Source organism: Streptomyces sp. NPDC030296, from assembly GCF_055572815.1.
In genome coordinates this window covers 252,136-266,108 of record NZ_JBVICQ010000008.1, presented here as the reverse complement: position 1 = coordinate 266,108, position 13,973 = coordinate 252,136, and the positions used below count along the sequence as shown (strand labels likewise).

Genomic DNA, 13,973 nt, shown 5'->3' with positions numbered 1-13,973 from the left:
CAGACCGCCGGTCGGACGGGCGGCGCCTTCGTACCCATGCCCGTGGAGGTGCCCCAGTCCTGATTCGAATCATGCCGTTGGCCCCCCATCAGGCCCTGACAGCGGTACGGCCCAGAGAGGCCGGTCCGATTCTGTCGACCGAATGCCCCGTTCGGGCCAGATCGCCCGAACTTCTCACTCGAATGAGTGAGAAGAAGAGAGGGGGACGTGAAAGGGGCGCGGGGAACTGCGCGACCAGCCGCGGACAACCCGCAGCCGCGAACACGCGCAGCTCCCCGCCCCTTCGACGCTCTCGGCACCCGGACGCCCACGGCGCCCGTGGCGTCCTCGGCGTCCTAGCTCCGCAGAACCGCCCCCGTACGCTCACCCGCGAGGGCGACCGCCGCGTCGCGCGCCGCGGACGCCTCGTCCACGGTCAGCGTCCGGTCCGCGGCCCGGAAGCGGAGCGCGTACGCCAGCGACTTCCGTCCCTCACCGAGCTGCTCCGCGTTCTCGTAGACGTCGAACAGCCGGATGGCCTCCAGCAGTTCACCGGCGCCCTCGCGCAGCGCGGCCTCGACCTCGGTGTGCGGCACGAACTCGTCGACGACCAGCGCGACGTCCTGCGTGGCGACCGGGAACGAGGAGATGCTCGGCGCCTGCGGGGTGTCGTCCCCGACCCGCTCCAGCACATCCAGGTCCAGCTCGGCCGCGCAGGTGCGCGCGGGCAGCCCGAGGGCCTTGACGACGCGCGGGTGCAGTTCACCGGCGTGGCCCACGACGCGCTCGGCGCCGTCGACGACGACCACGAACTCGGCGCAGCGGCCCGGGTGCCAGGGCCCGTACTGGCCCTTGCGGACGATCAGCTCCGCGCCGGCCTCACGGGCGACGGCGCGCCCGGCCTCGACCGCGTCGGCCCAGTCGGCCGGACGGCCCTTGCCCCACCAGCCGGCCTGCTCGCGGGCCCCGGCGAGGACGACGGCGACGTGGCGCGGCTGCTCGGGCAGCGCGGCGTCCAGCGTCGCGATCTCCTCGTCGGTGGGCCGGCGGTCGACCGGCAGCGCGACGGCGACGCCCTGCTCGGCGCGCGGCTGGAAGACCAGCCCCGTCTCGAAGAGGGCCAGGTCGTGCGAGCCGCGGCCGTCGTTGCGCCGCAGCGCGCCGAGCAGGCCCGGGAGCAGCGTCGTACGGAGCGCGGGCTCCTCCTCGCTCAGCGGGTTGGTGAGCCGGACGACACGGCGGGCCGGGTCGTCGGCGTCCAGCCCGAGCTGGTCGAAGACCTGCTCGCTGATGAACGGGTAGTTCGGCGCCTCGACGTACCCGGCGCCGGCGAGCGCCCGGCCGACCCGGCGGTGCAGCCGCTGCCGGTGGGTGAGGCCGCGGCCCGACGGGGGCTTGGGCAGCGTGGAGGGCAGGTTCTCGTAGCCCTCCAGGCGGATGACCTCCTCCGCCAGGTCGTTGATGTCGGCGAGGTCGGGCCGCCACGACGGCACGGTGACGATCAGCTCGTCCTGGCCGTAGACGTCGCAGCCGACCTCCTGGAGGCGGCGTACGACGGTCTCGCGACCGTAGACGACACCCGCGACCTTGTCGGGGTGGTCCGCCGGGACCGCGATGGTGTGCGGCGCGGACGGGGCGATGACCTCGGTGACGCCCGCGTCGGCGGTGCCGCCCGCGAGGAGCACCAGCAGGTCGACGGTGCGCTGGGCGGCGGCGGACGCGGCCAGCGGGTCGACGCCGCGCTCGAAGCGGCGGGACGCCTCCGAGGACAGCTTGTGCCGGCGGGCGGTGCGCGCGATGGAGACCTGGTCGAAGTGGGCGGCCTCGATGACGACCTCGGTGGAGGCGTTCTCCACATCGTCGTGGTCGGCGATCTCGGTGTTCGCGCCGCCCATGACGCCCGCGAGGCCGATGGGGCCGCGGTCGTCGGTGATGACGAGGTCCTCGGCGTGCAGCTTCCGGGTGACGCCGTCGAGGGTGACGATCTTCTCGCCCTCGGCGGCCCGGCGGACGCCGATGGTGCCCTGGACGAGGTTGCGGTCGTAGGCGTGCAGCGGCTGGCCGAGCTCCATCATCACGTAGTTGGTGATGTCGACGGCGAGCGAGATCGGGCGCATGCCGACCTTCTGGAGCCGGCGCTTGAGCCAGATCGGGGAGCGCGCCTCGGGGTCGAGACCGGTGACGGTGCGGGCCGTGAAGCGGTCGCAGCCGAGCGGGTCGGAGACCTGGACGGGGTGGCCGAAGGCGTTCGGGCCGGGCACGTCGAGGAGCGCGGGGTCGCGCAGCGGCAGACCGTAGGCGATGGCGGTCTCGCGGGCGACGCCGCGGATCGACAGGCAGTCGCCGCGGTTGGCGGTGACGGCGATGTCGAGGACCTCGTCGACCAGCTCGAGCAGCTCGATCGCGTCCTTGCCGACCTCGGTCTCCGGCGGCAGCACGATGATGCCCTTGGTGCCGTCGTCGCCCATGCCCAGCTCGTCGCTGGAGCAGATCATGCCGTGGGAGGTCTTGCCGTACGTCTTGCGCGCGGAGATCGAGAAGCCGCCGGGAAGCGTGGCGCCCGGAAGCACGACCACGACCTTGTCGCCGACGGCGAAGTTGCGGGCGCCGCAGACGATCTCCTGGGGCTCGCCGGTGCCGTTGGCCTGGCCGACGTCCACCGTGCAGAAGCGGATCGGCTTCTTGAAGCCCTCCAGCTCCTCGATGGTCAGGACCTGGCCGACGACCAGGGGGCCCTTGAGGTCGGCGCCGAGGTGCTCGACGGTCTCGACCTCGAGGCCCGCGGAAACGAGCTTGGCCTGGACGTCACGGCCGGTTTCGGTCGCCGGCAGGTCGACGTACTCCCGCAGCCAGGAAAGCGGGACCCGCATCAGATCTCCATCCCGAACGGCCGGGTGAACCGGACGTCACCCTCGACCATGTCTCGCATGTCTTCGACGTTGTGGCGGAACATCAGCATCCGCTCGATGCCGAACCCGAAGGCGAAGCCGCTGTACTTCTCCGGGTCGACACCGCAGGCGGTGAGCACCTTGGGGTTGACCATGCCGCAGCCGCCGAGTTCGATCCAGCCCTCGCTGGAGCAGGTGCGGCAGGGCCGGTCGGGGTTGCCGACGGACTCGCCGCGGCAGACGTAGCAGACCATGTCCATCTCGGCGGACGGCTCGGTGAAGGGGAAGAAGTTGGGCCGCAGCCGGGTCTTCATGCCCTCGCCGAACAGCGACTGGACCATGTGGTCGAGCGTGCCCTTGAGGTCGGCCATGGTCAGGCCCTCGTCGACGGCGAGCAGCTCCACCTGGTGGAACACCGGGGTGTGCGTGGCGTCCAGCTCGTCGGTGCGGTACACGCGGCCGGGGCAGATCACGTACACCGGCAGCTCGCGGTCGAGCAGGGAGCGGATCTGGACGGGCGAGGTGTGGGTGCGCAGGACGACACCGGACTCGGTGCCCCCCTGGGGGCCCTCGACGAAGAAGGTGTCCGCCTCGCCGCGGGCCGGGTGGTCCGGGCCGATGTTGAGGGCGTCGAAGTTGAACCACTCGGCCTCGACCTGGGGGCCCTCGGCGACCTCGTAGCCCATGGCCACGAAGACGTCCTCGATGCGCTCCGAGAGCGTGGTGAGGGGGTGGCGGGCGCCGGCCGGTACGCGGTCGTAGGGCAGCGTGACGTCCACGGCCTCCTCGACGAGGACGCGCGCGTCGCGCTCGGCCTCCAGTTCGGCCTGGCGGGCGGAGAGGCCCTTGTTCACGGCGCCGCGGGCCTGGCCGACGAGCTTGCCGGCGGCGGCCTTGGCATGCGGGGGCAGGGCGCCGATCTCGCGGTTGGCGAGCGCCAGCGGGGAGGTGCCGCCGGTGTGGGCGACCTTGGCCTCCTGGAGCGCGTCGAGGGAGTCCGCGGCGGCGAAGGCGGCGAGCGCCTCGTCCCGCATGCGCTCGATCTCTTCCGGTTTCAACGCCTCGACCTCTACAGGGTCGTACGACTTATTCGGTGCCGACATCTCTTCCCGTGCTTCCGGTTGGCTGGCTGAAGGTCCCCGTCACACCGACTCGTGGACGAATCGTCTCCGCTATGGGGACGCAAAGGTGCCAAAGGCCGAGTCTAACGGGGTTGAGGTGTGCGAACGCGCCCGCGGGGCGGCTAGGCCAGATAGGCCGGGGCCCCCACGGGCAACGTAAATCGGAACTCGGCGCCGCCGCTCGGGGCGCGTCCGACGGTGATGGTGCCGCCGTGGGCTTCGACGATGCCCTTGACGATGTACAGCCCGAGGCCGGTGCCACCGCGCTTGCTGCCCCGCCAGAAGCGGGTGAAGACGCGGTTCATGGACTCCTCCGGGATACCGGTGCCCTCGTCGCTCACCGTGACCGACGTACCGGTGTCCTCCCCTTCGCGGGGGGACGCCGTGGGCGTGACGTCAATCGTGACGGTTCCCTCGCCGTGCCGCACGGCATTTTCCAGCAGGTTGCTGAGCACCTGGTCGATCTTGTCGGGGTCGGCCCACAGGTCGGGCAGCGGCTGCTCGATGCGGAGCAGGAACCGGTCGGCGGGCTGTCCCGCCGCGACGTACGCCTGGATGTGCCGGCCGACGGCCGCGCCTATGTCGACGGGCTGCCTGCGCACCTCCAGCCGCCCGGAGTCGATGCGGGAGATGTCGAGCAGCTCGGCGATCAGCCGGGTGACGCGGTTGGCGTCGGCGTCGACGGTCTCCAGCATCAGTTTCTTCTGGTCGTCGGTGAACCGCTCCCACTTGGCGAGCAGGGTCGCGGTGAACCCCTTGACCGAGGTGAGCGGCGAGCGCAGTTCGTGGGCGACCGTGGCGATCAGCTCGGCGTGGCTGCGTTCGGTGCGGCGCCGGGCCTCGGTGTCCCGGAGGGAGACGACGACACGGCGGACGGGGCCGGTGGGTTCGGTGCGGATGTACCGGGCCGACACGAGGACCTCGCGGGCGCCGGGCAGCAGCAGGTTCCGCTCGGGCTGGCCGACACGGATGGCGAGGCCCCCGTAGGGATCGGTCAGCTGCCACCAGCGGCGGCCTTCGAGGTCCTCCAGGGGCAGCGCCCGCTCCAGGGGCAGTCCGAGGGCGTCGGCGGCGGGGACGGCGGTGATCCGGGCGGCGGCGGCGTTGAAGCAGATCACGCGGCCCTGTTCGTCGGCGACGACGAGCCCGTCGGGGAGGTCGTCGGGGTCGATGCCGAGTCCGGCGATCTCGGCGTGCGGCGCCGTGGGTGTGGCGCGCGCGTCGCGGCCCCCCAGTGTGCTGCTCGTGCCGACCCTCATCCCCGTACCCCACCTCTTCCGTTGTGCAGTGGGCCCCCGAGCCCGTCACCCTACTAGCTGGGAGTGACGGTGCGGCACCCTCCGAAGGCGCGCTGTGCACGGGCGGACGCGTAGAGACATACGGCGGCGGCGGTCGCGAGGTTCAGGCTCTCCGCCTTTCCGTGGATGGGGACCCGTACGACGGCGTCGGCGAGCGCCCGGGTCTCCTCGGGGAGCCCCCAGGCCTCGTTGCCGAACACCCAGGCCGTGGGTCCGCCCATGGTGCCCTTGTCCAGCTCGTCGTCGAGGTCGTCCTGGCCGGCGCCGTCGGCGGCGAGGATGCGGACGCCGGCGTCCTTGAGCCCCGCGACGGCCTGCTCGACGGGCACGCCGACGGCGACGGGCAGGTGGAACAGCGACCCCACGGAGGCCCGGACGGCCTTGGGGTTGTAGAGGTCGACGGACGCGTCGGTGAGGACGACGGCCTCGGCGCCGGCGGCGTCGGCGCACCGCAGGACGGTGCCGGCGTTGCCGGGGTCGCGGACGTGGGCGAGGACGGCGACGAGCTTGGGGCGGGCGGCGAGGATCTCCTCGAAGGGGGTGTCGAGGAAGCGGCAGATCCCGACGAGCCCCTGCGGGGTGACGGTCGTGGAGATGTCGGCGATGACGGTCTCGTCGGCGAGGTGCACGCGGGCACCCGCGGCGCGGGCCTCGCCGACGATGTCGGCGTAGCGCTCCGCGGCGTCGACCGTGGCGAACAGCTCGACGAGGGTGGAGGTGCCGTCGGCCGGCGCGCGGTGAGCCGCCGCCTCCCGCACCGCCTGGGGGCCCTCGGCGAGGAACAGGCGGTCCTTGCCCCGGAAGTTCCGCTTGGCGAGCCGCCGAGCGGCGGAGACCCGGGCGGAACGGGGAGAGATCAACTCGGGGGCGGCGGACAATGGATCACCTTCGGGTCGGGCGGGGGATGGTGGAGGGGGCGCCTTGGGACTCGGGGGTACGGGTTCGTCGGCGGGTGCGGGTGGTGTGTGGTTTCTCGCGCAGTTCCCCGCGCCCCTGAAGGGAACGGGCCTGCGGCCCGCCCTTCATGAAAAGCACGGGGCGCAGCCCCGGTCGCTTTTCAGGGGCGCGGGGAACTGCGCGAACAACCCCCACCCGCAGCCGTCAACCACCCGCACCCCCGAGACGGCAGGCGTAACAAACACCCGGACCCGCAAGCCTCGAAAGGCCCACGGGTCCGGGGTTCACATCGACATCCGGCTCAAGGCCAGCGCGGCGTCACGCGGCCTTCGGCGCGTTGACGTCCGCCGGCAGCGCCTTCTGCGCGACCTCGACCAGCGCGGCGAACGCGGTGGCGTCGTTGACGGCCAGCTCGGCGAGGATCTTGCGGTCGACCTCGATGTTCGCGGCCTTCAGACCCTGGATGAAGCGGTTGTACGTGATGCCGTTGGCGCGGGCAGCGGCGTTGATGCGCTGGATCCACAGCTGACGGAAGTCGCCCTTGCGCTTCTTGCGGTCGTTGTAGTTGTAGACCAGCGAGTGGGTGACCTGCTCCTTGGCCTTGCGGTACAGGCGCGAACGCTGACCGCGGTAGCCGGAGGCCTGCTCGAGGATCGCCCGGCGCTTCTTGTGGGCGTTGACTGCCCGCTTGACGCGTGCCACTTTTTAACTCCTTGTAGCGGGGCCGTGGTTGTCCTCACACGGCCCGAAATTCGATTGGGTCCCGGTCCTGACGTACGGCGCTGGGTGATCGACGGACGATCAGCGCCGCTTCGTCACTTGCCGAGAAGCTTCTTGATCTTCGCGGCGTCGCCCGGGGCCATCTCGGCGTTGCCGGTGAGGCGACGCGTCACGCGGGACGACTTGTGCTCGAGCAGGTGGCGCTTGCCGGCGCGCTCACGGAGCACCTTGCCGGAGCCGGTGACCTTGAAGCGCTTGCTGGCACCGCTGTGCGACTTGTTCTTCGGCATAGCGCCGTTCTCTCCTCGTCAGTGGCGCTCCGGTGCCCGGTCGCTAAACCGGGCACGACGGAACGTCATTTCTATCGGTTGACACCCCGGACTCGCGTCCAGGGCTTCCCCCGGACTGTCGTCCAGGGGACTTACGCCTCGGCGGGCTCCTCGGCAGGCGCCTCGACCTCGACGGGCCCGGCCTCGGCGGCGTTCTGCGACTTGCCAGGGTTGGCCTTCGCTTCCGCCTTCCGCGCTTCCTGAGCCTGACGGGCCTCGGCCATCGCCTCGGTCTTCTTCTTGTGCGGACCGAGGACCATGATCATGTTGCGGCCGTCCTGCTTCGGGTTCGACTCGACGAACCCGAGCTCCTGGACGTCCTCCGCGAGACGCTGCAGCAGCCGGTAGCCCAGCTCGGGCCGGGACTGCTCGCGACCACGGAACATGATCGTGATCTTGACCTTGTCGCCCTGCTTGAGGAACCGGACGACGTGACCCTTCTTGGTGTCATAGTCGTGCGGGTCGATCTTCGGCCGGAGCTTCATCTCCTTGATGACCGTGTGCGCCTGGTTCTTGCGCGCCTCACGGGCCTTCATGGCCGACTCGTACTTGAACTTCCCGTAGTCCATGAGCTTGCAGACCGGCGGACGTGCGTTCGCGGCCACCTCGACCAGGTCGAGGTCGTACTCCTGCGCAAGCTCCAGGGCCTTGGCAAGCGGAACAATTCCGACCTGCTCGCCGCTGGGACCGACAAGTCGCACCTCGGGAACGCGAATCCGGTCGTTGATGCGGGGCTCGGCGCTGATGGATCCTCCTCGGTAGCACCCCACGACGGTCTGGCGGACCGCCGTGTCATGTCTGGTTGACATAAGGACCAACCATCGCGGCGCATGAAAAATGCCCCGGACGGGACACAGGCGGGGCTCCAATGACTGCCGGAGCACCGCCGCGGTGGCCGCGGGGCGCGATTCGGACGACTCCACCGTCCGTACGGAACGGTGGGGGCCGTCTGACCGGTGACCTGCCGTCCCGGAGGATGGTCAGGTGGGAGTTCGGAGCCTCCACTTGCGGGCCGGGCACACAAGTGTCCAGCCGGTCGTAGTCATAACCATAGCGGGTTCAAACCTGGGGTGCCAATCGGGGCGCAGCGGACTCCCGCAGGTGGGAGCGTACGCGCCGGGGCCTATCGTGTGGGGCATGAGTGACACCCCTCCTGAGTCCCCCGAGTCCCCCGACTTCGACTCGATGACCCGTGACATCGCCGAGGTCCCCGCGGTCGAGGTGATCGTGACGGTCGCCGTCAATCTGATGAGCGCCGCCGCGGTGAAGCTGGGTCTGACCGAGGAGGGCGACAAGTACAAGGACCTGGACGAGGCCCGGAAGCTGGTGCACGCCCTCGCCGGTCTGCTCGACGCGTCCACGACGGAGATCAGCTCGTTCCACGCGGCGCCGCTGCGCGACGGTCTGAAGTCGCTGCAACTGGCGTTCCGCGAGGCGTCGGTCGTCCCGGACGACCCGGGCCAGGGCCCGGGCGAGAAGTACACCGGCCCGTTCTACGGCTGAGTCAGTCCTTCACGTACAGGGGCTCGCCCGGAGGCGTGGTTCCGGCCGGCAGGAGTGCCAGGTCGAGGCCGCGCACCAGGCGGGCCCTGAGTGTTTCGTCGGCGGCGAGCCGTGAGGCGACCGCGCGGGCGGCCTCGGCGGGGGCGGCGGCGGGGGCGAGGACCAGGGCGAGGGTGCCGTCGGACTGTCCGGGCCCGAGGTGGGCGCGGAGCACGGAGGGCTCAGCGGCCACGGCCGCGCGCACCGCGGCGATGACGGCGGGGTCGGCGAGCGGGTCGGCCGTCGTACGTCCCTCGGCGAGCGCGAGCAGCGCTGATCCGGTCAGCTCGAACGGCACGGGCCCCGCCAGGTCCAGGACGAGGGTGTCGGCCTTCTCGTGCGCGGCGGCCTGGAGGGCCTGGTGCGTCGGTACGGCGACGGGGCGGGCGGCGGGGTCCCAGCGGGCGAGGGAGTCGGTGGAGGTGAAGGCGGGCAGGGCGGTGCGGTGGCCGGCCTTCAGGGTGGGTACGGCCATGTCGCTGGTCTTCTCGCGGCGCAGCCCGTTCTCGTCCTCCTCGACCTCTCCGAGCACGGCCACGACGGGCACGAGCAGCCGGGCGTCCTTGAGCGCTTCGAGGACGGGGCCGACGGCGGTGCGGTCCTCGGCCCAGGCGGTGAGCGCGGCGCTCAGCCGGGGGTCGGCGGAGCCGTCGTCGTCGGAGTAGCCGGGGTCGGGGATGTTCTTGTTCGCCACGGTTGTCGACCCTATCGGGGGAGGTCTCCCGGGCGTTCTCCGGGCCGGAAACGTGACCGTCACCTCACTCACAGCTTTCTGAGTATGTCCTGACCTGGCTCTAACATCCGCCTAACCCACCGCACAGCGCGACCCACCACCATCGCGGCATGCCTTCTCGCAGAGCCCGTCGCCGGGCCCGCCCGGCCGTGCGCCGCCCCCTCCTCTGTGCCCTCCTGGCCGCCGCCCTCATGGTGTGCGGGACCGCCGCCGGGACCCTGTACGTGACGGCCCGCGCGCAGGACGGCGGGGGCGCGGCCGTATCGTCGGCGGCGTCATCGTCGGTATCGCCCTCGGCCTCCGCTTCCACCGCGCCGGGCGCGGACGTGGAGGAGGCGTCGGTGGAACCTGTGGCGGTGCCCGAGGTCGATCACGACGCGCTGCTCGCGACCGCCCTGGCGGAGGTGCCGGTCGAGGGCGGGGCGGCGTTCTCGGTGGCCGTGCTGGACATGGGGTCCGGGGCCGGCGCTGTCTACGGGGACGGGCGGTTCGAGACCGCGAGCATCGTGAAGGTGGACATCCTGGCCGCGCTGCTGCTCCAGGCGCAGGACGCGAGCCGGGGGCTCACGGCGCGGGAGAAGGCGTACGCCGCCACGATGATCCGCGACAGCGACAACACGGCCGCGACGGCGCTGTGGAAGGCCATCGGTGAGGCGGGGGGCCTGAACGCGGCGAACGAGCGGTTCGGTCTGACGGGGACGGTGGGCGGCGACGGCCTGTACTGGGGCCTGACCCGCACCACGGCGGTCGACCAGCTCGTCCTGCTCCGCCAGGTGTTCGGGGACGACGACGAGTCGGAGCTGAGCGGGGCCTCGCGGACGTATGTGCGGCGGCTGATGGGGCAGATCGCAGTGGGCCAGGACTGGGGGGTGTCGGCGGCGGCGGACGGCTCCACGGATTCCTCCGGCGTGCGGTTCGCGTTGAAGAACGGGTGGCTGCCCCGTACGGCCACCGGGCTGTGGGTGATCAACAGCGTCGGCCGGGTCACCGTGGACGGGCGGGACTGCCTGGTCGCCGTGGTGTCGCACGGCAACACGACGAAGGCGAAGGGGATCGCGCTGGTCGAGGCGGCGGCCAGGGCCGGGGTGTCGGTGTTCTCTTCGTGATGGCCGGTCGGGCACCGTGCGACGTCCGGGAGGGGGCTCGCGGCGGGCTCCCCCCGTCGTGTCAGATCAGGAACTCGTCCGGTCGTCGGCGGTCGCCGCGCCAGATGACGACGGCAGTGATGAGAAGGGCGACGCCGAGGCCGCCGGCGGCGGGGGCCGCCCAGCCGGAGGCGGTGTCCTCCTCCTTCACGGGGTCGGGGCCGGGGCCGAAGTACTTGCGGCCGTACGCCGCGGACGTGAGGTCGTCGGGCCTGAGCCTGCCGCCCTCCCTGATGGCGGCGGCCGGGTCGACGAAGCCGAACCCGCGGGAGTCGTCGCGGCCGCCGACGGGGGCGTCACGGGCGGTGTCCTCCAGGAGCCGTTTCACCTGGGCCGGGGTCAGGCCGGGGTGGGCCGCCTTGACGAGGGCGGCGGCGCCTGAGACGAAGGCCGCGGCGGCGCTGGTGCCCCAGCCCTCGTAGTACTTGCGGTCGGGGTCGGCGATGACGACGTCGACGCCGGGCGCGCTGACGGTGGCGTACCAGCGGCGGGTGGAGAACGGGGCGCGGTCGCCGTCCTCGTCGACGGCGGTCACCGCGATGACGCCCGGGTAGGCCGCCGGGTACGAGACGTGGTCACCCTTCTTGCCGCCGTTGCCGGCGGAGGCGACGACGACCGAGCCCTTCTTCAGGGCGTACTGGACGGCCGCGTCCTCGGAGGGCTCGGGGTGGGCGGACTCGGAGTCGTCGCCGAGGGAGAGGTTGATGACGTCGGCGCCCTGGTCGGCGGCCCAGCGGATGCCCTCGGCGAGGGCGTTGCCGCGGGTGCTGCGGGCCTTGGAACGAGCGGAGTCGCCGTCCTCCAGGATCACGCGGACGGGCAGGATCCGCGCCTCGGGGGCGATGCCGAGGACACCGTCGCCGTTGTTCACGCCGTGGCCGTGACCGGCGATGATGCCGGCCATGGCGGTGCCGTGCCGGGCCCAGGAGCGGTCGCCCCGCGAGGCCCCGAAGCCGACCAGGTCCCTGGTCGGGAGGACGTTCCCGACGAGGTCGGGGTGCTCGTCGTCGACGCCGGTGTCGAGCACCGCGACGGTGATCCCCTCCCCCTTGGTCGTCCGCCATGCCTCCTGGGTGTGCATCGCGTCGAGGGCCCACTGCTGGTCCCGGATGCCGTCGGCGTGGGCGGTGGTGGAGGGCAGGAGGGCCAGGGAGAAGGCGAGCGGGAGTGCCAGGAGGGCGGTGCGCCGGGGGTGGCGGGCACGGCGGGTCCGCGCCGGTGTGCGGGCGGCGTGCACCGGGTCCCCCGCCGTGGCGATGGTCGCGGTCGGTGCCGGCTTCCCGGGCTCGGGGTACGACGTCACGCGGGTCGGGGCCTTCTGTGCGTGCGCGGCGGTCGGGGAGGGGCGGGCCTGCCGGATGCCCTCGGCCGCGTCGGCGCGCCCGGTCTCGCCGACGCGTTCTGGGCCGCCGACGGGCCTGACCTCGTCGACGCGTTCTGGGTCGCTGACGAGCCTGACTTCGCCGACAGGATCGGTGCCGCCGACGAGCCTGGCCTCGCCAATGGGTTCGGTGCCGTCGGCGCGGCCGGTCTCGTCGGTGCTTCCGGTCTCCTCGGCGGTCATGAAGGCTGCTCCGAGGCGGACGCGGCGGTCTTGCGGAGGCCGCGTTCGATGCGGTCGGCGAGGCCCTGGGCCTCGTGACCGAGACCGGCCTGGGCGGGGGCGGTGGTGGCGTCGGCCTGCATCGCGTCCTCGGCGGGCTGCGGTTCGGAGACGGTGCGGCCGTCGGCGAAACCGGAGACCGCGTACACGACGACAGGGACGTCCGTGAGGACGGAGATGGTCCAGGAGGCCCGCTGGTCGTCGCCGAAGCCGGCGGCGACGGTGCCCTTGGCCGCGTACGGGCGGGGCATCAGGTCGATGCGCCGGTCGAGGCCGTCGCGCGCGAAGTGGGTTTTGAGGGTCGCCATGCCGGTGGGGTCGGCCTTGGTGAACATCAAGCCGACGGTGGTGACGTTGCTGCGGGTCGCGTCGGTGTAGGTGGCGCGCAGCAGGCGCAGGCAGCCGACGGGGGCGAGGGCCTGGCGCAGCAGAGGGTCGAAGGCGTCGGCGCAGCCGCTGTCGGGGGCGACGGCGACGCGGGTCCAGGTGCGGTCGGTACCGCCGGGGCCGGCGCCCTCTCCCTGCACGGTGGGGGGGAACAGTTCGTCGACGGGTACGCCGTGCCAGAGGGCGCCGGCCGCGGCGAAGCCCACGCGGGTGCCGTCCGGACCCGGGTCCCCGGTGAGCCAACTGCCCGCCGCCGCGCCGCCGATGAGGCCGACGCCGAGCACCACGCAGGCAGCCATGGCCGCGGCGCGGGCGCCGGTCGGGCGCGGCCTGCGTCGTACGTCGCCGTCCGACTCGGCCGAGGTCCACGGCGAGGTGTCGGGCTCGGCGAGCGTCACGTAGGGCCGCCCGGAGCTGCCGCCGAGCGCGTCGTCGATGGCGTCGGCGGACCGTCGGGAGGCCCCGGAGGGCGGCTGCCAGGCCCCCGGATGGCCGGGATCCCCGGGCCGCGGCCGTCGCCCGGCGTCGGCACCGCCGTCCCCGGACAGAGAACCACGCGGCTCCCCCTTCGCCCCGGGCAGGGAACCCCCGGCCCCTGCGGGCACACTCCCGCGAACCGTGGAAGCGGAGGGTGCCCCCTCGGGGCGCGGCGGAACACCACCGGAGGACTGCCCGGGGAGGCGGGCCGGGTCCGGAGTACTACCGGAAGCCCGTGCGGCAGGACGCGCAGCGGGGGCGACGGACGGCTGTCCGGCGGGGCGGGAGGCAGCGGCACCGGGCTGCCCCGTCAGCCGGTCGGCCTGGCGGGGCGGGGCGGCATCGACGCGCGCTTCGGGCGCACCCGGCTCCGAAGTGGCGGCACGTGCGGCGTGGCGCGGCGTCGGCGTCGGCGTCGGCGTCGTGAGCCTCGCGAGGCGGCCCGTCTGACGGGGCGCGGAGGCGGGCGGGGTGTCGGGGAAGCGGGCCGAGGCCGCGGGGGGTGGCGGGGTCGCGCCGCTCGCCGCGGCGGTCCTGCGGAAGTCGGAGAAACGCGGGTGTTCGGCGTGGTTCCGTGCAGCCGGGCCATCGTCCGTCTCGGAGCCCTGCGAAGGTTCCCCGCCGGGGAACAGGCCGTGCGGAGGCCGCTGCGCGTCCGCCGGGTCCCGTCGCCGGTCGTCCCAGAGCGCGCCGCCCTGCGTCGTGGAGGGTGCAGAGGAGGGGCGGGGCGGAGCGGTGGGCCGTGCGGGCACCCCTGTCGTGGGCGGTCGCTGCGGACGCCGGGGCACGGCCGGCGTCTCCCCGTTCGACGGCGCCCAGCCCGGCCGCGGCGGCAGGGTCGACGCGGAACCGTT

At 72.7% G+C, this 13,973-nt stretch carries 12 protein-coding genes; 2 read left to right on the top strand and 10 right to left on the bottom strand.

Going from position 1 to position 13,973, the window contains the following annotated elements:
* Positions 1-335: 335 nt before the first annotated feature.
* The 7 genes from pheT to infC all read right to left on the bottom strand — a co-directional run bounded on the left by pheT (position 336) and on the right by infC (position 8,002).
* Positions 336-2,849: a phenylalanine--tRNA ligase subunit beta gene (gene pheT / locus ACZ4Z3_RS24070; RefSeq protein WP_468502938.1), complete on the bottom strand. Its 2,514-nt coding sequence runs from the start codon at positions 2,847-2,849 to the stop codon at positions 336-338.
* Positions 2,849-3,970 carry a phenylalanine--tRNA ligase subunit alpha gene (gene pheS / locus ACZ4Z3_RS24065; protein WP_468502937.1) on the bottom strand — a complete coding sequence of 374 codons (1,122 nt, stop codon included), beginning with the start codon at positions 3,968-3,970 and terminating at the stop codon, positions 2,849-2,851. The genes pheT and pheS overlap by 1 nt, the downstream gene beginning before the upstream one ends.
* A 140-nt stretch (positions 3,971-4,110) precedes the next feature.
* A complete protein-coding gene (locus ACZ4Z3_RS24060) occupies positions 4,111-5,247 on the bottom strand; it encodes a sensor histidine kinase (protein WP_468502936.1) in 1,137 nt (378 codons plus the stop codon).
* 53 nt (positions 5,248-5,300) lie between these two features.
* Positions 5,301-6,164, bottom strand: coding sequence for a TrmH family RNA methyltransferase (locus ACZ4Z3_RS24055; protein ID WP_468502935.1), 864 nt, complete (start codon positions 6,162-6,164; stop codon positions 5,301-5,303).
* A gap of 337 nt (positions 6,165-6,501) precedes the next feature.
* Entirely contained in the window at positions 6,502-6,885 is a 384-nt protein-coding gene (rplT, locus tag ACZ4Z3_RS24050; RefSeq protein WP_033531708.1) for a 50S ribosomal protein L20, read from the bottom strand.
* Positions 6,886-6,998: 113 nt separating this feature from the next.
* Positions 6,999-7,193, bottom strand: coding sequence for a 50S ribosomal protein L35 (gene rpmI / locus ACZ4Z3_RS24045; RefSeq protein WP_004933563.1), 195 nt, complete (start codon positions 7,191-7,193; stop codon positions 6,999-7,001).
* 131 nt (positions 7,194-7,324) lie between these two features.
* Positions 7,325-8,002 carry a translation initiation factor IF-3 gene (infC, locus tag ACZ4Z3_RS24040; protein WP_468503110.1) on the bottom strand — a complete coding sequence of 226 codons (678 nt, stop codon included), beginning with the start codon at positions 8,000-8,002 and terminating at the stop codon, positions 7,325-7,327.
* Between the two features lie 367 nt (positions 8,003-8,369).
* Here infC and ACZ4Z3_RS24035 point away from each other — a divergent pair, with 367 nt between their 5' ends.
* Positions 8,370-8,735 carry a DUF1844 domain-containing protein gene (locus ACZ4Z3_RS24035; RefSeq protein ID WP_468502934.1) on the top strand — a complete coding sequence of 122 codons (366 nt, stop codon included), beginning with the start codon at positions 8,370-8,372 and terminating at the stop codon, positions 8,733-8,735.
* Between the two features lies 1 nt (position 8,736).
* Here the strand turns inward: ACZ4Z3_RS24035 and ACZ4Z3_RS24030 are convergent, their stop codons facing one another.
* Entirely contained in the window at positions 8,737-9,468 is a 732-nt protein-coding gene (locus ACZ4Z3_RS24030) for an SseB family protein (RefSeq protein ID WP_468502933.1), read from the bottom strand.
* Positions 9,469-9,617: 149 nt separating this feature from the next.
* On the opposite strand from ACZ4Z3_RS24030, the gene ACZ4Z3_RS24025 reads away from it, so the two are divergent.
* Positions 9,618-10,613: a serine hydrolase gene (locus ACZ4Z3_RS24025; protein ID WP_468502932.1), complete on the top strand. Its 996-nt coding sequence runs from the start codon at positions 9,618-9,620 to the stop codon at positions 10,611-10,613.
* 61 nt (positions 10,614-10,674) lie between these two features.
* Here the strand turns inward: ACZ4Z3_RS24025 and mycP are convergent, their stop codons facing one another.
* Both mycP and ACZ4Z3_RS24015 read right to left on the bottom strand, forming a co-directional pair.
* Complete coding sequence (gene mycP / locus ACZ4Z3_RS24020; RefSeq protein ID WP_468503109.1) at positions 10,675-11,889, bottom strand: type VII secretion-associated serine protease mycosin; 1,215 nt, start codon at positions 11,887-11,889, stop codon at positions 10,675-10,677.
* Between the two features lie 323 nt (positions 11,890-12,212).
* On the bottom strand, positions 12,213-13,247 hold the full coding sequence (locus ACZ4Z3_RS24015; protein WP_468502931.1) for a hypothetical protein: 1,035 nt from the start codon (positions 13,245-13,247) through the stop codon (positions 12,213-12,215).
* Positions 13,248-13,973: the final 726 nt, after the last annotated feature.